This is a genomic window from Streptomyces sp. NPDC054872 (assembly GCF_053610705.1).
Window position 1 is genome coordinate 47507 of record NZ_JBSGYY010000050.1, and the last position, 18892, is coordinate 66398.

The following is an 18892-nucleotide window of genomic DNA, read 5'->3' on the forward strand; positions in this document are numbered from 1 at the left end:
GGCACCGTCGATCACCGGCTCCGCCGAGTTCGTCCTCAATCGCCGGACGGGCTGATTCTTTCGGCTCGCCCCAGCAACAACTCCCGCTCCCTCGAGTTCCGCGTGAGGCCCGCCGCCCGCTCGAACTCCGCCCGCGCCTCCGCCGCACGCCCGAGCCGCAGCAGCAGGTCGCCCCGCACGCTCGGCAGCAAGTGGTAGTCCTTCAGGGCGGGTTCGTCGGCGAGGGCGTCCACCAGGCGCAGGGCCTGGGCCGGGCCCGAGGCCATCGACACCGCCACCGCGCGGTTCAGTTCGATCACCGGTGACGGGGTGCGGGCGCCGAGCAGGCCGTACAGGGCGACGATCTGGGGCCAGTCCGTCTCCTCGTACGACGGCGCGTTGGCATGGCAGGCGGCGATCGCGGCCTGCAGCTCATAGGGACCGGGGCCGCCCGTCGACGCGGCCCGCGCACGGGCGAGCGCGGCGAAGCCCCGCCGGATCAGCGGCCGGTTCCAGTGGCGCCGGTCCTGGTCCGCGAGGAGCACCGGCTCACCCTTCGGCCCCGTACGCGCCGCCGAGCGGGACGCCTGGAGCTCCAACAGCGCGGCGAGGCCGTGCACTTCGGGCTCCCGCGGCATCAGGCCCGCCAGTACGCGGGCCAGCCGGAGCGCGTCCTCGCACAGCGATGGGCGCAGCCAGTCGTCGCCCGCCGTGGCCGCGTACCCCTCGTTGAAGATGAGGTAGATGACTTCGAGCACCGAACCGAGCCTCGCCTCGCGCTCGGCCCCGTACGGCACCTCGAAGGGCACGCCCTTGGTGGCGAGGGTGCGCTTCGCGCGCACGACGCGCTGGGCCACCGTCGCCTCCGGGACCAGCATCGCGCGGGCGATCTCCGCCGTCGCGAGGCCGCCGAGCAGCCGCAGGGTGAGCGCGATGCGGGCCTCGGCGGAGAGCACCGGGTGGCAGGCGGTGAAGACGAGGCGCAGGAGGTCGTCGTCGATGTCGTCGGGGTCGGCGGGATCGTCGACATGGGGCGGTGCCACCTCCAGGTCGCGGCCCATCTCCGCCAGCTTGCGCGCGTAGCGCTCCCTGCGGCGTACGAGGTCGATGGCCCGGCGCTTGGCGGTGGTCGTCAGCCAGGCGCCCGGGTTGTCGGGGACGCCGTCGCGCGGCCACTGTTCCAGCGCGGCGACCATCGCGTCCTGCGCCAGCTCCTCCGCGATGCCCACGTCGCGCACGATCCGGGCGACGCTCGCGATGAGGCGCGGGGACTCGATGCGGAAGACGGCCTCGATGGCGCGGTCGGGAGAGTCCTGGCGAGGGTGCTCTGAGGAGTGAGCCGTCACGGCGACCCATCAGAGCACCCTTCGCGAGACACCGCAAAGACCCCGGTGCTCACGGCCCTCGGCGAGGGTCAGCCCTCGATGATCTCCCGGACCTCCGCCGTGACCGTCCACTGCTCGTCGTGCGTCTTCAGGAACCGGCTCGCCCACTCGACGGCCTCGGCCCTGTCCTTGCACTGCGTGATCGAGTACCCGCCGACGACCTCCTTGGCCTCGGTGAACGGGCCGTCCGTGACGGAGACTCGGCCACCGCTCCAGTGCACCTGGGTGGTCTCGGAGCTCGGGGTGAGTCCCGCGGTGTCGAGCATCACCCCGGCCTTGGTGATCTCCTCCAGGAGCGCGCCCATGCGCTCGCCCATCTCGGGGCTCGGGCCGCCCTCGGGGGAGTTCTTCTCGTTGACGCGGATCATCGTCAGAAAGCGCGGCATGACCGGTTCTCCATTCGGTGTGCGGGCGGGGCTTCTTCCCGCCTCTCACCCATGCGTCGAACGGGAGACGCCCGGATCGACACCCGCCCCGAAATTCTTTGGACTTTCTCGGTCGCAGCCCCTCGGTCAGCCGAGGCCCACCGACTCGAACCGCCAGCGGTGCACCGCCCGCGTCACCAGCTCCGGCGCGGGCTCCGGGAGTTCCGGGAGGTCGGCGTCGTACGCGGCGTCCCACCAGGTCAGGACGAGCACCCGGTCCTGCGGGGCGCGGAAGCTCTCCCGGCGGACCGGCTCACCGTCCAGGACCTGGGCCCGCGCCCACGCGAGCAGTTCTTCGCCCCGCCCGTCGGCGGCGCGGGCCTCCCACATCAGCGCGACGGTCACGAGTACAGGTTCTCCGCGCTGACCTCGTGCACGTGATCGTGACCGTGCACGTGATCGTGCGAGTGCGAGTGGCCCGGCACGTGCGGCTCCGTCACCGGCAGCGAGGAGTCCGCCGAGAGGTCCCAGTCGGACGCCGACCGGTTCCTGGCCACCATCTCCGCGCCCAGCGCGGCCACCATCGCGCCGTTGTCCGTGCACAGCTTCGGCCGCGGCACCCGCAGCCGGATCCCGGCAGCCTCGCAGCGCTCCTGCGCCAGGGCGCGCAGCCGCGTGTTGGCGGCCACGCCACCGCCGATCATCAGGTGGTCCACGCCCTCGTCCTTGCAGGCCCGCACGGCCTTGCGGGTCAGCACGTCGACGACCGCCTCCTGGAAGGACGCCGCCACGTCACGGACGGGAACGTCCTCGCCCGCCGCCCGCTTGGCCTCGATCCAGCGCGCGACGGACGTCTTCAGACCGGAGAAGGAGAAGTCGTACGCCGCGTCGCGCGGCCCGGTGAGGCCGCGCGGGAACGCGATCGCCCGCGGGTCGCCCTCCTTCGCGTACCGGTCGATGACGGGCCCGCCGGGGAAGCCGAGGTCGAGCACCCGCGCGATCTTGTCGAAAGCCTCGCCCGCCGCGTCGTCGATGGTCGCCCCCAGGGGGCGCACGTCCGACGTGATGTCGGTGGAGAGCAGCAGCGAGGAGTGGCCGCCGGAGACGAGCAGCGCCATCGTCGGCTCGGGCAGGGCACCGTGCTCCAGCTGGTCGACGCAGATGTGCGAGGCCAGGTGGTTCACGCCGTAGAGCGGCTTGCCGAGCGCGTACGCGTACGCCTTGGCCGCCGACACGCCCACGAGCAGCGCGCCCGCGAGGCCGGGCCCCGCGGTCACCGCGATGCCGTCCAGGTCCTTGGCCGTGACGCCCGCTTCCTTCAGGGCGCGTTCGATGGTCGGCACCATCGCCTCGAGGTGCGCGCGCGAGGCGACCTCGGGCACGACTCCGCCGAACCGGGCGTGCTCGTCGACGCTGGAGGCGATGGCGTCGGCGAGCAGGGTGGTGCCGCGGACGATGCCGACGCCGGTCTCGTCGCAGGAGGTCTCGATGCCGAGAACGAGAGGTTGGTCGCGCGAGTCAGCCATGGGTGTCGGATCCTTGTACGGAAGTTGATGGATCGGTCAGGCGCATGACGAGGGCGTCCACGTTGCCCGGCTGGTAGTAGCCGCGCCTGAAGCCGATGGGCTCGAAGCCGAAGCGCTCGTACAACTTCTGCGCCCGGGTGTTGTCGACCCGCACCTCGAGCATGACCTCGGCACACTCGAAGGCGGTCGCCGCGTTCAGCAGGTCGGTCAGGAGCCGGGAGCCGAGCCCCGTGCCCCAGTGGCTCGGGGCCACCGCGATGGTCTGTACGTCGGCCTGGTCGCCGGCCGACGCGAGTCCCGCGTACCCGACGAGGCGTTCCCCGTCCGTCGCGACCACGTAGCGGCGGGTGGCCGTCGGGCCGCGCGCGTGGGAGAGCTCGGACCAGAACATGCCGCGCGACCACGCGTCGTCCGGGAAGAGTTCCTTCTCCAGGACGAAGACGGGCTCGATGTCCCACCAGCGCATCTCGCGCAGGACGACTGTCGTCACGGATGTCACTTGGGGGTGACCACCTTGTAGTTCTTGGGGACCTGGGCGTCAGGCCTGCGCAGGTACAGCGGCCTGGGGGCCGGCAGGTCCTCGCCCGCGGCGAGCTTCTCCGCGGCGAGCGCGGCCAGCGAGGCCGCCGAGACGTGCTCGGGGGCGCGGGCGTCCGGGAACGTCTCGGGGTAGAGGACCGCGCCGGCGCCGACGGCCGGCAGGCCCGCCACCTCGTCGGCGATGTCGGCGGGGCGGTCGACGGCGGCCTCCGTCAGGCGGGTGCGCGGGTCCGCGTACCGCGCCCAGTAGACCTCCTTGCGGCGCGCGTCGGTGGCGACGACGAAGGGGCCGCTTTCGATGCCGGATGCGTACGCGAGGCCGTCGAGCGTGCACACCCCGTACACCGGCACGCCGAGCGCGAAGCCGAAGGTGTCGGCGGTCATCAGGCCGACGCGCAGACCCGTGTACGGGCCGGGGCCCACGCCGACGACGATGCCGGTCACGGCGTCGAGTCCGCGGCCCGCCTCGGCGAGCACCCGGTCGACGGCGGGGAGCAGCAGTTCGCCGTGGCGGCGGGCGTCCACCTGGCTGGAGGCTGCGACGACGGACGAGCCGTCGTGCAGCGCGACGGTGACGGCGGGGGTGGCGGTATCCAGAGCGAGCAAGAGCACGCGAATAGCCTACGGCTCCGACGCCCGGAGCACGGCCGCCCGAGGATGCCGCACACCTGCTGCTAACGTCACCCCATAGCCGTACGGAGTACGAAGAGGGTGGCGCAGGTGTCCAGGAGCAGCTCGGGAATCGTGGCCGGGCTCACCGCCGCTGCGCTCGCCGCGGTCGGCTTCCTCGCTTACCAGGCCTCGGCCAACGTGCCGGACACCCTGGGGAAGAAACCGGACACCTCCCCTTCCGCCTCGGCCACCCGCTCCCCCAAGGACAAGGCCGATCCGACGGCGGTCCCCGCGCAGTCCGGTGCCGGTGAGCGGGTCGTCTACTCGGTGGGCGAGGACCGCGTGTGGCTGGTCGGCGGCTCCGGCAAGGCGCAGCGCACCTTCAAGGTCACCCCGAGCACGGTGGACCCGGTCCCCGGTACGTACGCCGTCACCTCGCGCTCGGGCACCGTCACCGGAACGGACGGCGTGGCGATCGAGCACGTCGTGCGCTTCGCGAGTGTGGACGGCATCGCGATCGGCTTCAGCGCGGCGGTGGACGGCTCGACGCCGAAGCCTGACCCGTCGACGAAGACCGGCGGCATCCGCGAGTCGCGCAAGGACGGCAACGCGATGTGGGAGTTCGCGACGATCAGCAAGAAGGTCGTCGTCGTTCCGTAGCCGCTTCGCCCCTGGGTGCCGGATCGCGCGGCGGTGTGGACACCTCGCTCGCGGCCGCGCAGGACGCCAGCAGATCGCTCATGGAGATCCCCGACGGCCCCGACAGCCCGTGCGGCCGGGGCTTGGCGTCATGTTCTGAAGCCGACATGGATGCCTCCTGGGCTCCGGGGGCAGACGTGGTTAGGTAGACCTAACCCGTACTGGTATCCATGTGACCACGCGCGACGCGCGCCGCGCAACATCTTCCCGACGCCTTGTCGGAATGTTGGGTGAAAAGACGAGGATCAGGCCGAAAGCAGCGTGAGGTCGGCCTCGGCCCAGCGCGGTCCGAACCCGGTCAGCGTCACTTCGCGCACCTCGTCCGTCGTGTCGCCGACGGTCCGGTCGATGACGACACGCAGCCGGTCGTCGGTGAGCTCCTCGACCTTGCCGTCGCCCCACTCCACGACGATCACCGACTCGGGCAGCGAGACGTCGAGGTCGAGGTCCTCCATCTCGTCGAGGCCGCCGCCCAGGCGGTACGCGTCCACGTGCACCAGGGGCGGGCCGTCGGAGAGGGACGGGTGGACGCGGGCGATGACGAAGGTCGGCGACGTGACGGCGCCACGCACGCCGAGGCCCTCGCCGAGGCCGCGGGTCAGGGTCGTCTTGCCGGCGCCGAGTTCGCCGGTGAGCATCACGAGGTCACCGGGGCGCAGCAGCTTGGCCAGGCGGCGACCCAGGTCGCCCATCTGCTCGGGGGAGGTGACGGTGATGCCGAGGGAGTTCACGGGGGCCGGAGCGTTCACGGGGGCCGGGTTGTGCGGTGCTTCCATGCCCACCCACGTTAGCGGCTGGACGTCCGTGCATCGGCCGATGCGGGCGCCGCCCCCGCGCGCGCGAGAAGGTCGGCCAGGCGGTCCGTGACGACCTCGGGGTGCTCCAGCATGGCCAGGTGCCCGGCGTCCGGGACGAGCACCAGTTCGGCGTCCGGGAGCAGGCCGGCGATGGCCTCGCTGTGCTCGCTCGGCGTCACCAGGTCCTTGTCCCCGGCCAGGACGAGCACCGGGAGCCCGGCGAAGTGCTTGAGCGCCTCCGCCTTGTCGTGCTCGGCGAACGCCGGATAGAACTCCGCGACCACGTCGATGGGCGTCGACTCGATCATCCGCTCGGCGAACCGCGAGATCGCCGGGTCCACTTCCCTCGACGAGAACGAATAGCGCTTGATGACTCCGGCGAAGAGGTCCGCGGTGGCCCGCCGCCCCTTCTCCACGAGATCGGCCTGCGATCCGAGGGCTTTGAGGACCCCCGGAAGCACCCGCCGCACGGCGTTCATCCCGGCAACCGGGAGGCCGAAGTTGACCTGGCCGAGCCGCCCGGACGACGTACCGACGAGGGCGACGCCGACGACGCGCTCGCGGATCAGTTCCGGGTAGTGACCGGCGAGGGCCATCGTCGTCATGCCCCCCATGGAGTGCCCGACCAGGACCAGCGGCCCCTCGGGCGCCGCCGCGTCGATGACCACCTTCAGATCCCGGCCCAACTGGTCGATGGAGACCGGCGTCCCGTTCGTCTGCGCCACGCCGCGCCCCGAACGGCCGTGGCTGCGCTGGTCCCAGTACACGCAGCGCACGACGCCCCGCAGGGCCGCCCGCTGGAAGTGCCAGGAGTCCTGGTTCAGGCAGTAGCCGTGGCTGAAGACGACGGTGACGGGGGCGGGCGCCTTGCGCCCGAAGAGCCTGCGGCGGCGCGGCACCTGCTCGCCGTCCCTCTCGCCTTCGTCGATCTCGTCGACCTCGTACGAGAGTTCCGTGCCGTCGTCGGCGTACGCCGTGCCCGGCAGGCCGCGCAGCGAGCCGTACGGACCGGCCGCGTCGAGTGCGAGCCGCGCCTTCTTGCGCATGCCGCGGCCGACGGTCAGCCGCTCGATGGCGACACCGGCCGCCGCGCCCGCGGCGACGACACCTATCGCGGCACCGGCGAAGCCGGCCCTGCGCCAGTTCCCGGCCGCCGCGGCGACTTCCGTCACCACGTCCGCGGCCGCCCCCGTGCTGGTCTCGCTCACGTGCCGCTCCTCCTCAGACGCCGTCCGCTGCGCGCCGGTCCGGTCCCTCGTTCACATGGACGCGCGGGACACGCGATCCGATGCGGGTGACGATCTCGTACGCGATGGTGCCCGCCGCCTGCGCCCAGTCCTCGGCGGTCGGCTCGCCCCGGTCGCCGGGGCCGAACAGGACCGCCTCGGAACCCACCTCCGGCTCGTCACCGCCGAGGTCGACCACGAACTGGTCCATCGCCACCCTTCCGGCGACGGTCCGCAGCTTGCCGCCGACCAGCACAGGACCGGTGCCGGACGCGTGGCGCGGGATGCCGTCCCCGTACCCGACAGGGACGAGTCCAAGGGTCGTCTCACCGGGTGTGACGTAGTGATGCCCGTAACTCACGCCGTGCCCCCCCGGGGCGTGCTTCACCAGGGCGAGCGAGGCGCTGAGCCGCATGACGGGGCGCAGCCCGAACTCCTCCGGGGTGCCGACCTCGGGGCTGGGCGAGATCCCGTACATCGCGATCCCGGGACGTACGAGATCGAAGTGGGTCTCCGGAAGGGTGAGCGTGCCGGGCGAGTTGGCGATGTGCCGGACCTCGGGCCTGACACCCCGCTCCTCGGCGGCCGCGACCATCTCGCGGAACAGCGTGAGTTGAGCCGCGATGGACGGGTGTCCCGGCTCGTCGGCGCACGCGAAGTGCGACCAGAGCCCGGTGACGCGCACCAGTCCCTCGGCCTCGGCCTGCAGCGCCTGCGAGACGAGTTCGGGCCAGTCGGCGGGCATGCAGCCGCCCCGCCCGAGGCCGGTGTCGGCCTTCAACTGAATACGCGCCGTACGCCCCACGGACCGCGCTGCGGCGGACACTTCGCGCAACGCCCACAGTCCGCTCACCGACATGTCGAGGTCCGCCTCGATGCCCTCGCGCCACGGCCCGCCCGGCGTCCACAGCCAGCACATCAGGCGCCCCTTGATCCCGGCGGCCCGCAGCGCGAGGGCCTCCTCGGGGGTCGCGGTGCCCACCCAGGTGGCTCCCGCCTCGACGGCGGCGCGGGCGCAGGGCACCATCCCGTGGCCGTACGCGTCCGCCTTCACGACGGCCATGAAGGCGGCTCCTGGCGCGTGGGCACGCAAAGTCCGCACGTTGGCCCGGAGGGCGGCCAGGTCGATCTCGGCGCGGGCACGCAAGGGTGCGGTCTCAGTCATAACGCCGACCAGTGTCTCAGAGCCCCGACCTCGCCCGGATGAACCCTTCCCCGCAGCGATCTACTCCCCTCGCACATCCCGCCAGGCCGCGGGGATCGCCTCCGCCACGTCATGCGCGCCCACCGGCGCCCCGTCCGCCGCGTGCCGCCCCGCGAGGCCATGCAGATACGCGCCCACGGCCCCCGCGTCCCGCGCGTCGAGCCCGGCAGCGAGCAACGCCCCCGCGAGCCCCGAAAGGACGTCCCCGCTGCCCGCGGTGGCCAGCCACGGCGTCCCCGTGGGGTTGACGCGCACCGCGGCACCGCTCCGCGGCCCCGCGACCAGCGTCGTGGACCCCTTGAGCAGCACGGTCGCCCCGTACCGCTTCGCCAGCTCCCGCACGGCGGCCAGGCGCCCGTGCTCCACCTCCTCCCGCGCGACCCCGAGCAGCGCGGCGGCCTCCCCCGCGTGCGGCGTCAGCAAGGTGGGCGCCCGACGCCCCCGCACGGCCTCCGCGTCGGCGAGGCGCAGCCCGTCCGCGTCGATCAGGACCGGTACATCGGCGGCGACCACGTCCGCGAGCCGCTCGGCGTCGTCCCCGAGCCCCGGCCCGACCACCCAGGCCTGCACGCGCCCCGCCTTGGACGGCGGACCGGCGGACACGAGGGTCTCAGGGAACCGCGCGATGACGGCGTCCGCCGCGTGCCCCACGTACCGCACGGCCCCCGCGCCACCCCGCAGCGCGCCCGCGACCGCGAGGACCGCCGCTCCGGGGTACCGGGCGGACCCGGCGACGATCCCCACGACGCCCCGCCGGTACTTGTCGCTCTCCCCGGTCGGCATCGGCAGCAGCGAGGCGACATCGGCGTACTGCAGGGCCTCGACCTCGCCCCCGTCCCCGTCCGTTGCGGAACGGCCCAGGTCGAGCCCGATGTCGACGAGCCGCACCACACCCGCGTACTCCCGCCCGGGATCGATCAGCAGCCCCGGCTTGTACGCCCCGAAGGTCACCGTCACATCGGCACGGACGGCCTCACCGACGACCATCCCGCTGTCCGCGTCGACACCACTCGGCAGATCGACGGCGACCACAGGGGTGCCCGAGCCGCGCACGGCGGACACGAGTTCCGATGCCGCCTCCCGCAGCCCGCCCTTGCCGCCGATTCCCACGATCCCGTCGACGACGAGATCAGCCGAGCGAAGAACACGGTCCACGCCCTCGCCCGCGGCGACCCGCCCCCCGGCGGCGCGGAAGGCGGCAAGCCCGCCCGCATGCACCCGTTCGGGCGAGAGCAGCACCGCCGACACCCCGGCCCCGCGCCGCGCGAGCCGCGCCCCGGCGTACAGCGCGTCGCCGCCGTTGTCCCCACTCCCCACGAGGAGCACGACCCGGGAGCCGTACACCTTGCCGAGCATCTCGGCACAGACCACCGCGAGCCCGGCCGCCGCCCTCTGCATCAGGGCGCCTTCCGGCACCCTCGCCATCAGCTCCCGCTCAGCAGCCCTGACCGTCTCCACCGAAAACGCAGTACGCATACCCCCGAGTGTCACCCGGCGCCTATCCCTCAGCAATCAGCCCTCAGCAATCACCACCGCGGAGGCCACCCCCGCGTCATGGCTGAGCGAGACATGCCAGGACCGCACCCCCAGCTCGGCGGCCCGCGCGGCCACCGTCCCCTTGACCCGGAGCCGCGGCTGCCCGCTCCCCTCGACGTACACCTCCGCGTCCGTCCACCGCAGCCCCGCGGGCGCGCCCAGCGCCTTGGCCAGCGCTTCCTTCGCCGCGAACCGGGCCGCGAGCGAGGCGATCCCCCGCCGCTCCCCGCTCGGCAGCAGCAACTCCCGCTCCACGAAGAGCCGCCCGGCCATCCCGGACGTACGCTCGAGCGCCGCCTCGAACCGCTCGATCTCGGCCACGTCGATTCCGACCCCAATAATCACGGCAGCAGCCTACGAGTCCGGGCACCTCATCCGTTCAAGCCCCGCAGGGGGTGACACACCCCACCCCCCGGCCCGTTCAAACAGCCGTAACAATGGACTGTGATCTCTTCGGTCTCCGAACCCCCGACGACCGCGCGGAGCGCCCACCGGCACAGGCCGGAGGCGACTCCCTACGTCGACCTCACCCGCACCGAGTGGAGCGCCCTGCGTGACAAGACGCCGCTTCCCCTGACCGCCGAGGAGCTCGAACGGCTCCGCGGCCTGGGTGATGTCATCGACCTGGACGAAGTCCGTGACATCTATCTGCCGCTCTCGCGCCTCCTGAACCTCTACGTGGGCGCCACGGACGGCCTGCGCGGCGCCCTGAACACCTTCCTCGGCGAGAAGGGCTCCCAGTCGGGCACGCCGTTCGTCATAGGGGTCGCCGGGTCGGTGGCCGTCGGCAAGTCGACCGTCGCCCGCCTCCTCCAGGCCCTGCTGTCCCGCTGGCCCGAACACCCCCGTGTCGAGCGCGTGACGACCGACGGCTTCCTCCTGCCCACCAGGGAGCTGGAGGCCCGCGGCCTGATGTCCAGGAAGGGCTTCCCGGAGTCGTACGACAGAAGGGCCCTGACCCGCTTCGTCGCGGACATCAAGGCGGGCAAGGACGAGGTGACCGCGCCCGTCTACTCCCACCTGATCTACGACATCGTGCCGGACCAGCGCCTGACGGTCCGCCGCCCCGACATCCTGATCGTCGAGGGCATCAACGTCCTCCAGCCGGCCCTCCCCGGCAAGGACGGCCGCACCCGCGTGGGCCTCGCCGACTACTTCGACTTCAGCGTGTACGTGGACGCGCGCGCCGAGGACATCGAGCGCTGGTATCTGAACCGCTTCAAGAAGCTGCGCGCCACGGCCTTCCAGGACCCGTCCTCGTACTTCCGCAAGTACACCCAGGTCTCGGAGGAAGAGGCCCTGGACTACGCCCGTACGACCTGGCGCACCATCAACAAGCCCAACCTCCTGGAGAACGTGGCCCCCACGCGCGGCCGGGCCGCCCTGGTCATCCGCAAGGGCGAGGACCACAAGGTGCGGAAGCTGAGCCTGCGCAAGCTGTGACCCCGGCGGCCCCCGATAACCTTCGCGGATGCTGCATCTGCGCCTGATCACCCCGGCGGACAAGACCGACGACGTGGTGCGTCTGATCGAGGGAACGGTCGGCACCACCCACCTCGCCGTGCTGCCCGGCGCGGCCCGCAACCCCGTGGGCGACGTCGTGATGTGCGACGTGGCCCGCGAGGCGGGCGACGAACTGCTCGGCGGTCTGCGCTCACTCGGCATCGACGAGTCGGGGTCCATCGCGGTCGAGAACATCGACCTGTCCCTGTCCCACCGCGCCGACAAGGCCGAGCACGACGCACCGGGCGAAGGCGCGGACGCCGTTCTGTGGGAGCAGCTCTCCGACGCGACCCACGAGGAGTCGACGCTCTCGGCGACCTACGTCGCGTTCATCACGCTCGCCACGATGATCGCGGCCTGCGGCGTGGTCCTGGACAACGCGATCCTGATCGTCGGCGCGATGGCGGTGGGCCCCGAGTTCGGCCCCCTGGCGGGTTTCTGCACCGCCCTGATCCAGCGCGCCCCGCGGCTTGCCGCGCGCTCGCTCGTCGCGATCCTGGTGGGCTTCGCCGTCGCGATGGGGGTGACGGTGGGCTTCAGCCACTTCATGGACGCGGTCGGCCTCTTCACCGAGAAGCAGCTGGAACAGGACCGCCCCAACACCGGCTTCGTCTACGCGCCCGACTGGTTCTCGTTCGTCGTGGCCGTCCTGGCCGGAGCCGCCGGCATGCTCTCGCTGACCTCGGCCAAGTCGGGCGCCCTGGTGGGCGTCGCGATCTCGGTGACGACCGTCCCGGCGGCGGCCAACGCGGCACTGGCGCTCAGCTACGGCGACGCGGAGCAGACCTGGGGCTCCACGGAGCAGCTCCTGCTCAACCTGCTCGGCATCGTCGTCGCCGGTACGCTCACGCTGCTCGCCCAGAAGGTCCTCTGGGCCAGGCAGCGCGAACGTACCGCCAAGAAGCAGCCGGCCTAGCCCAGCGCGGACTTCACCACGTCGGCGAGGTGCCCGGCCACGGACCGCGCCTGGTCGATGTCGGCGGCCTCCACCATCACACGCACCAGCGGCTCCGTGCCGGACGAGCGCAGCAACACCCGGCCCGTGGCGCCCAGTTCACGCTCGGCCTCGGCGACCGCGGCCGCCAGCTCGGCGGAGGTGTCGACCCGCGACTTGTCGACGTCGGGCACATTGATCAGGATCTGCGGAAGCCGCTCCATGACCCCGGCGAGCTCCGCGAGGCTGCGCCCGGTCTCGGCGACGCGCGCCGCGAGCAGCAGCCCCGTCAGGGTGCCGTCGCCCGTGGTCGCGTGGTCCAGGACGATGACGTGCCCGGACTGCTCGCCGCCCAGGGCGAAGCCGTGCTGCTTCATCGACTCCAGGACATACCGGTCGCCGACGGCGGTCTGCACGAGGGAGAGACCCTCGCGCTCCATGGCGAGCTTGAAGCCCAGGTTCGACATGACCGTCGCGACGACGGTGTTCTCACGCAGCGTGCCGTGCTCGCGCATGGCCAGCGCCAGGACGGCGAGGATCTGGTCCCCGTCGATCTCGGCGCCCGTGTGGTCCACGGCGAGGCAGCGGTCCGCGTCCCCGTCGTGCGCGACACCGAAGTCGGCGCCGTGCTCGACGACGGCGGCCTTGAGCAGGTCCAGGTGCGTGGAGCCGCAGCCGTCGTTGATGTTCAGGCCGTCCGGCTTGGCGCCGATCGTGATGATCTCGGCACCGGCGCGCGAGAACGCCTCGGGCGACACTCGGGCGGCGGCCCCGTGCGCCTCGTCGAGGACGATCTTCAGTCCGTCGAGGCGGTTGGGGAGCACACCGAGGAGGTGCGCCACGTACTGGTCGAGGCCCTGGTCGTACGTCCGCACACGGCCGACGCCCGCGCCCGTGGGGCGCTGCCAGGGAGCGCCGGTGCGGTGCTCCTCGTACACGGCCTCGATGCGGTTCTCCAGCTCGTCGGCCAGTTTCTGGCCGCCGCGCGCGAAGAACTTGATGCCGTTGTCCGGCATGGCGTTGTGGCTCGCGGAGAGCATCACGCCGAGGTCGGCGCCCAGCGCACCGGTGAGATGCGCCACCGCGGGGGTGGGCAGCACACCGACGAGCTGGACGTCCACGCCCGCGCTCGCGAGACCGGCGACCACCGCGGCCTCCAGGAACTCTCCCGACGCGCGGGGGTCCCGCCCGACCACGGCGACCGGCCGATGGCCCTCGAACGTGCCCGCTTCGCCGAGCACATGAGCCGCCGCCACGGAGAGCCCGAGCGCGAGCTCGGCCGTCAGATCCGCGTTGGCGACACCGCGCACGCCGTCCGTACCGAAGAGTCGTCCCACTGCTGTCCTCCTCCGGACTTCTACCCCGGCGACACCGGGGTCCCGCCCCGGCATCACCAGGGTTTGCGATAAACGAACGCCCCGGCAGCACACAACGTGCCGCCGGGGCGAACGAGAAGTACAAGCAGGCAGATTAGCGCTTGCTGTACTGCGGAGCCTTGCGGGCCTTCTTGAGACCGGCCTTCTTGCGCTCGACCGCACGGTCGTCACGCTTGAGGTAACCGGCCTTCTTGAGGGCCGCGCGGTTGTTGTCGACGTCGGCCTCGTTCAGCGCACGGGCGACACCGAGACGGAGCGCACCGGCCTGACCGGAGACGCCGCCACCCGAGATGCGGGCGATGACGTCGTAGCGGTTGTCGAGCTCGAGCACCTTGAAGGGCTCGTTGACTTCCTGCTGGTGGACCTTGTTCGGGAAGTAGTCCTCGAGCGTGCGCCCGTTGACCTTCCACTTGCCGGTGCCCGGGACGATCCGGACGCGGGCGATGGCGTTCTTGCGACGGCCCAGGCCGGCGGCCGGCTGCGGGTCGCCGAAGCGCGCGGCGTTCGACTCCGAGGTGTACTCGCCCTCGACGGGCGCCTCGGACTCGGTGGTGTACTGCTCGACGTCAACAACCTCGGTCTCTTCGACCGGCTGCTCAACGGTGGTCTCGGCCACGATTCTCCTCAGATTTCTTTACGTCTTTGGGGGTGGCCGGAACTACTGCGCGACCTGGGTGATCTCGAACGGGACCGGCTGCTGAGCGCCGTGCGGGTGCTGGTCGCCCGCGTAGACCTTCAGCTTCGAGAGCATCTGACGGCCCAGGGTGTTCTTGGGGATCATGCCCTTGATGGCCTTCTCGACGGCCTTCTCGGGGTTCTTCTCAAGAAGCTCGTCGTAGCGGACGGAACGCAGACCACCCGGGTAGCCGGAGTGGCGGTACGCCAGCTTCTGGGTCTTCTTGTTGCCGGACAGGTGAACCTTGTCGGCGTTGATGATGATGACGAAGTCGCCCATGTCCATGTGGGGGGCGTAGATCGCCTTGTGCTTGCCCCGCAGGAGGTTGGCTGCAGTGGTGGCCAGACGGCCCAGGACGATGTCCTGAGCGTCAATGACGTGCCACTGGCGGGTCACATCGCCGGGCTTGGGGCTGTACGTACGCACTTCGTAGCCTTCGCTTCTTCAGTGGATGGGGTCCAGACACACGGCACCCAGGAAGCGATCATGCAGCTGGGGCTCACAATGCCGGGGACGCTGCCCGTATGCGAACCACTGGTAACTGCTCCAGGGAACCTACGTATGTGCCCATCGCGTGAGAACGACGACACCAATACGCATAACAATCCCCGAGAGTACCCGCGCCGCCCCGTACGGGTCAAAACGCGGATCTGGAGACCGGCACCGCCGGCTCCACCGCCTCAGGCTGTCCCGCGCCGTCCAAGGTAACCGCCCTCGACCGCAGACAGCACCGGGCGACCGTGAAGGCCAGCACACACAGCGTGACGCAGTCCCGGAAGGCCCGCCGGGTCCCGGGTTCGAGCCAAGGCCAGGTGAACCCGGGAACCTGCGGGACCAGCGCCAGCCAGAACCACTTGTCCCGGGCCACCGCACCCGGCACGAGCGCCCCGGAGAGCAGCAGCGGCACGACGACGAGCAGATAGTGGTCGTACGACGGCCTGGACACCAGGAAGGCCGCCAGCATCAGCATCACGGCCGTCTCGACCACCCGCGGCACCTGATCACCCCCGCCCCGCCAGCGCCGCCACGCGCACCACACCCCCGCCCCCGCGGCCACGAGCGCGAGCACCGACGCCACCCCCTGCGGCACCCCGAGCCGCGGCAGGATCGCGGCGGGCGACGCCTCGTAGAGCCGTACGAAGCTGTCGTCGCCCCGCAGCAGGAACGGCAGCGTCCGCGTGAAGAACCCCGCGGGGTCCGGCATGGCCAGCGCCGTGCCTGCCGAGACCACCGCGGGCAGGAGCACCGCGCCACCGAGCGCGCGCCACTGCCGGGCGAAGACGAAGAGCAGCACCACCGGCACGAGCAGCGGCTTCACGGCGACGACGGCCCCGATCACCAGGCCCGCGGCCATCCACCTCCCCCGGCACACGAGCAGCAGCGCGAACGGCAGCGCGGCCGCCGACGCCACCGTCCAGTTGCCGAGCCGGACGAGATGCCCGAACGGCGCGAACCCCAGGGCGAGCGCGAGCAGACCGAGCACCGCGAACCGGCTGCGCCACGCCACCCCGTGGATCCGCAGCGCACACCCCCACCCGAGGACGAGCGAGGCCGCGACCCCCGCCGGGACGAAGAACCGCACGACGGACTGCGGGAGCATCGTCTGCGGCACCGCGGCGAGCACGGCGCCCGGCAGATAGAGGAAGTGCCGGTCGGCATAGGGCGAGCGCCCCTCCAGCCAGGCCTCGGCCGCCCGCACCACGATGGCGTTGTCCATCCCGCCGCTCGCACTCCGCAGCCCCACCCGGATGACCGTGGCGACCAGCACGACCCCGAGCGCCGCCCAGGCATGCCAGGCCGCCGGCCGCAGCAACCACCCACTAACAGCTACTTTGCCCGTATTCATAGGGATCAGGCTAGGTCGGTCACCTCCCCCGGCCCCCGCTCAACATCCCCATCTCCCCGTCTAAGATGCGGCGCATGAGCTTTGGGCAAGGGGGACCTCAGTGGGGTCCAGGGGATTCACAGACCCCTGACTGGGCGGCGCTCGCCGAGGCATCCGAATCGCGCACCCGGCGCCGCAAATGGCTGATGATCGGCGGCGGCGCGCTCGCCACCGTCGTGGTCGCGGCCGCCGTCGCCGTCGCCGTGGTCTCCGCGAACAGCGACAACACCTCCGCCTCGAACAAACCGGCGAGCGAGCTGCCCTCGACCGCGGACATCCCCGGCGCGAGCGAGAACCCCGGCCCGTCCTTCGAGGAGACGACACCGCCGCCCCCGCCGGACCCCAAGGAGTTCATCTCCAGCGCCAAGAAGGACAAGGCGCCGCTCAGCGCCGACACGCTCTTCCCCGGCAAGTCGCTGACCTCGGGCGACCGCGTCTACAAAAAGGGCGCCACCAGCGGCACGAAGAAGTGCGCGAGCGTCACCCAGCCCAAGCTCGGCGCGATCCTCAGCAAGAACGACTGCACGCAGCTCCTCCGCGCCAGCTACGTGAAGGACAACATCGCCGTGACGGTCGGCGTCGCCGTCTTCGACACGGCGGCCCAGGCCGCCGAGGTCAACGACCAGGCGAAGGAAGGCCTCGTCGTCGCGCTCCCCGGCAAGGGCGTCCCCGCCTTCTGCCAGACGGCGGTCTGCCGCGGCACGTACAACGCCTACGGCCGCTACGCCTACTTCACGACCACCGGCTTCACCAGCGACAAGGACGTCACGGAGAAGGAGCGCAAGGCCTACACGGTCGGCGACGACCTGGCCCGCTTCGCCTTCGGCCAGATCCACCGGCGGGGCGAGGCGCAGGCGTCCGCCGCGGCCAACGCCCCGCAGTAGTCCGGCAGTCGGCAGTCCGGCAGCCGGGGCTCAGCAGCACCCGGCGCCGGGCAACGTCCGCTTGTTGCGCGCTTCCTTGCTGCGCGCGGCGAGCAACTCGTCGGCGGGGTAACCGACTTCCTCGAGCGTCAGCCCGTGCGGTCGTACGACATGCACGGCGGAGTCCCGCACCCCGGCGGCGAGCACCTTGGCCGGCCACTCCACGGGCCGGTGGCCGTCACCCACGAACAGCATGGCGCCGACCAGGGACCGCACCATGTTGTGGCAGAAGGCATCGGCCCGAACGGTCGCCTCGAGGATCCCGTCCGGCCGCCGCTCCCACCGCAGTTCCTGAAGCGTGCGAATGGTCGTGGCACCCTCGCGCTTCTTGCAGTAGGCGGCGAAATCGTGCTCGCCGAGGAGCTTCTCGGCCGCGACGTTCATCGCGTCGAGGTCCAACTCCCAGTCGTGCCACAGCACATGACTGCGCAGCAGCGGGTCCACACCGCCGGGGTGATCGGTCACGCGATAGGCGTAACGCCGCCACACGGCCGCGAACCGCGCGTTGAACCCCACGGGAGCCTCGGCCACCTTCCACACCCGCACGTCGTGCGGCAGCCGCCCGGCGAGCCTGCGCAGCAGCTTGTCGCTGTGCTCGGCCCACACGCTCTGCGGCAGATCGACGTGGGCGACCTGCCCGCGCGCGTGCACCCCGCTGTCGGTCCGCCCGGCCACGGTCAGCTCGTACGTCTCCTGCGACCGCGTCACGGTCCTCAGCGCGGCCTCGATCTCCCCCTGGACGGTCCGCTGCCCCTGCTTCTGCTTGGCCCAGCCGGAGAAATCCTTGCCGTCGTACGAAAGATCAAGGCGCACCCGCACGAACCCGGGCTCTACTTCGTCACTCACACCAACATCCTCTCAGCACCAGGTGCACGCGAAAGCGGGCCCGCCCCGAAGGGCGGACCCGCTCACAGCAAGGCAGAGCCTCAGGCGTCCTTCGACTCCTCGGCGGCCTCGTCACCCTTGGTCGTGTCGACCTTGGGCTCGGCAACCTCGGCGTCCTTGGCGGAGCGCTTCGTGGCCGCCTCGGCCTCACCGGTGGCCTCCTGGGCCACGGTCAGGGCCTCCACCAGCTCGATGATCGCCATGGGCGCGTTGTCGCCACGACGGTTACCGATCTTGGTGATACGGGTGTAGCCACCCGGGCGGTTCTCGTAGCGCGGGCCGATCTCCGTGAAGAGCGTGTGCACGATGCTCTTGTCGGTGATGACGGACAGCACCTGGCGGCGGTTGTGAAGGTCACCCTTCTTCGCCTTGGTGACCAGACGCTCCGCGTAGGGACGCAGACGACGGGCCTTCGCCTCGGTGGTGGTGATGCGGCCGTACTCGAAGAGCTGCTTGGCGAGGTTCGCCAGCAGAAGCTTCTCGTGCGCGGCGCTGCCGCCCATACGGGCACCCTTGGTGGGCTTCGGCATGGTGTTTCTCCTAGTGATCTGCCCCGGCCGTATCAGGTACCGGGGACAGGGCCCCGAGGGCGGACGCCCCCGGGCAGTTCATCAGTACTGCTCGGTCTCCACGAAGCCGGCGTCCGCGTCGTCATCGGCGCCGAAGGCGTCGGCGGCAGCGGTCGGGTCGAAGCCGGGAGGCGAGTCCTTGAGCGCGAGGCCCATGCCGTTCAGCTTCATCTTGACCTCGTCGATCGACTTCGCACCGAAGTTGCGGATGTCGAGCAGGTCCGCCTCGGAGCGGGCCACGAGCTCACCCACGGAGTGGATGCCCTCGCGCT

Annotated in this window: 21 protein-coding genes and 1 pseudogene; 4 read left to right on the forward strand and 18 right to left on the reverse strand. The window is 71.5% G+C overall.

Annotation, left to right across the window (positions count from 1 at the left end):
* Positions 1-35 precede the first annotated feature (35 nt).
* From ACWGIH_RS38830 to tsaB, 6 genes are all read right to left on the reverse strand, one after another.
* Positions 36-1325, reverse strand: a complete 1290-nt coding sequence (locus tag ACWGIH_RS38830; RefSeq protein WP_453450590.1) for an RNA polymerase sigma factor — start codon at positions 1323-1325, stop codon at positions 36-38.
* Positions 1326-1393: 68 nt separating this feature from the next.
* Positions 1394-1750, reverse strand: a complete 357-nt coding sequence (locus ACWGIH_RS38835) for a YciI family protein (protein ID WP_453450591.1) — start codon at positions 1748-1750, stop codon at positions 1394-1396.
* A 126-nt stretch (positions 1751-1876) separates the two neighbouring features.
* Positions 1877-2134, reverse strand: a complete 258-nt coding sequence (locus ACWGIH_RS38840; RefSeq protein ID WP_453450592.1) for a hypothetical protein — start codon at positions 2132-2134, stop codon at positions 1877-1879.
* Positions 2131-3255 (reverse strand): tRNA (adenosine(37)-N6)-threonylcarbamoyltransferase complex transferase subunit TsaD, encoded by a 1125-nt coding sequence (gene tsaD, locus ACWGIH_RS38845; protein WP_453450593.1) that lies wholly within the window; start codon positions 3253-3255, stop codon positions 2131-2133. Before tsaD ends, ACWGIH_RS38840 begins: the two co-directional genes overlap by 4 nt.
* Positions 3248-3721 carry a ribosomal protein S18-alanine N-acetyltransferase gene (rimI, locus tag ACWGIH_RS38850; protein ID WP_363209369.1) on the reverse strand — a complete coding sequence of 158 codons (474 nt, stop codon included), beginning with the start codon at positions 3719-3721 and terminating at the stop codon, positions 3248-3250. Before rimI ends, tsaD begins: the two co-directional genes overlap by 8 nt.
* 29 nt (positions 3722-3750) lie before the next feature.
* A complete protein-coding gene (gene tsaB / locus ACWGIH_RS38855; protein WP_453450594.1) occupies positions 3751-4407 on the reverse strand; it encodes a tRNA (adenosine(37)-N6)-threonylcarbamoyltransferase complex dimerization subunit type 1 TsaB in 657 nt (218 codons plus the stop codon).
* A gap of 108 nt (positions 4408-4515) precedes the next feature.
* Here tsaB and ACWGIH_RS38860 point away from each other — a divergent pair, with 108 nt between their 5' ends.
* Positions 4516-5067 carry a hypothetical protein gene (locus tag ACWGIH_RS38860; RefSeq protein ID WP_453450595.1) on the forward strand — a complete coding sequence of 184 codons (552 nt, stop codon included), beginning with the start codon at positions 4516-4518 and terminating at the stop codon, positions 5065-5067.
* A gap of 284 nt (positions 5068-5351) precedes the next feature.
* Here the strand turns inward: ACWGIH_RS38860 and tsaE are convergent, their stop codons facing one another.
* From tsaE to ACWGIH_RS38885, 5 genes and pseudogenes are all read right to left on the reverse strand, one after another.
* Positions 5352-5882 (reverse strand): tRNA (adenosine(37)-N6)-threonylcarbamoyltransferase complex ATPase subunit type 1 TsaE, encoded by a 531-nt coding sequence (gene tsaE / locus ACWGIH_RS38865; protein ID WP_453450596.1) that lies wholly within the window; start codon positions 5880-5882, stop codon positions 5352-5354.
* Positions 5860-7111: pseudogene (locus ACWGIH_RS38870) on the reverse strand (alpha/beta fold hydrolase); the annotation flags it as partial. The gene tsaE and the pseudogene ACWGIH_RS38870, both read right to left, overlap by 23 nt.
* A 13-nt stretch (positions 7112-7124) precedes the next feature.
* Complete coding sequence (alr, locus tag ACWGIH_RS38875; protein ID WP_453450598.1) at positions 7125-8294, reverse strand: alanine racemase; 1170 nt, start codon at positions 8292-8294, stop codon at positions 7125-7127.
* A gap of 60 nt (positions 8295-8354) precedes the next feature.
* Positions 8355-9809, reverse strand: coding sequence for an NAD(P)H-hydrate dehydratase (locus ACWGIH_RS38880; RefSeq protein ID WP_453450599.1), 1455 nt, complete (start codon positions 9807-9809; stop codon positions 8355-8357).
* A 36-nt stretch (positions 9810-9845) separates the two neighbouring features.
* Entirely contained in the window at positions 9846-10214 is a 369-nt protein-coding gene (locus ACWGIH_RS38885) for a holo-ACP synthase (protein WP_365823521.1), read from the reverse strand.
* A 99-nt stretch (positions 10215-10313) separates the two neighbouring features.
* Here ACWGIH_RS38885 and coaA point away from each other — a divergent pair, with 99 nt between their 5' ends.
* Positions 10314-11312, forward strand: a complete 999-nt coding sequence (gene coaA, locus ACWGIH_RS38890) for a type I pantothenate kinase (RefSeq protein ID WP_453450600.1) — start codon at positions 10314-10316, stop codon at positions 11310-11312.
* Between the two features lie 28 nt (positions 11313-11340).
* The gene (locus tag ACWGIH_RS38895) at positions 11341-12288 is read left to right on the forward strand and encodes a DUF389 domain-containing protein (RefSeq protein WP_453450601.1); all 948 of its coding nucleotides are present in this window, start codon (positions 11341-11343) and stop codon (positions 12286-12288) included.
* Here ACWGIH_RS38895 and glmM read toward each other — a convergent pair.
* From glmM to ACWGIH_RS38915, 4 genes are all read right to left on the reverse strand, one after another.
* On the reverse strand, positions 12285-13643 hold the full coding sequence (gene glmM, locus ACWGIH_RS38900; protein ID WP_453450602.1) for a phosphoglucosamine mutase: 1359 nt from the start codon (positions 13641-13643) through the stop codon (positions 12285-12287). The two genes, ACWGIH_RS38895 and glmM, sit on opposite strands and share 4 nt — an antisense overlap.
* 133 nt (positions 13644-13776) lie before the next feature.
* Positions 13777-14298: a 30S ribosomal protein S9 gene (gene rpsI, locus ACWGIH_RS38905; RefSeq protein WP_249588321.1), complete on the reverse strand. Its 522-nt coding sequence runs from the start codon at positions 14296-14298 to the stop codon at positions 13777-13779.
* A gap of 42 nt (positions 14299-14340) precedes the next feature.
* Positions 14341-14784, reverse strand: coding sequence for a 50S ribosomal protein L13 (gene rplM / locus ACWGIH_RS38910; protein ID WP_160506678.1), 444 nt, complete (start codon positions 14782-14784; stop codon positions 14341-14343).
* A gap of 211 nt (positions 14785-14995) precedes the next feature.
* Entirely contained in the window at positions 14996-16204 is a 1209-nt protein-coding gene (locus tag ACWGIH_RS38915) for a glycosyltransferase family 87 protein (RefSeq protein ID WP_453450603.1), read from the reverse strand.
* Between the two features lie 74 nt (positions 16205-16278).
* Here ACWGIH_RS38915 and ACWGIH_RS38920 point away from each other — a divergent pair, with 74 nt between their 5' ends.
* Complete coding sequence (locus tag ACWGIH_RS38920; protein WP_453450604.1) at positions 16279-17127, forward strand: hypothetical protein; 849 nt, start codon at positions 16279-16281, stop codon at positions 17125-17127.
* Between the two features lie 30 nt (positions 17128-17157).
* Here the strand turns inward: ACWGIH_RS38920 and truA are convergent, their stop codons facing one another.
* From truA to ACWGIH_RS38935, 3 genes are all read right to left on the reverse strand, one after another.
* On the reverse strand, positions 17158-18012 hold the full coding sequence (gene truA, locus ACWGIH_RS38925) for a tRNA pseudouridine(38-40) synthase TruA (protein WP_453450605.1): 855 nt from the start codon (positions 18010-18012) through the stop codon (positions 17158-17160).
* An 80-nt stretch (positions 18013-18092) separates the two neighbouring features.
* Positions 18093-18581 (reverse strand): 50S ribosomal protein L17, encoded by a 489-nt coding sequence (gene rplQ, locus ACWGIH_RS38930; protein ID WP_453450606.1) that lies wholly within the window; start codon positions 18579-18581, stop codon positions 18093-18095.
* Positions 18582-18662: 81 nt separating this feature from the next.
* A partial coding sequence (locus ACWGIH_RS38935; RefSeq protein WP_351172014.1) for a DNA-directed RNA polymerase subunit alpha C-terminal domain-containing protein occupies positions 18663-18892 on the reverse strand: 230 nt, incomplete at its 5' end.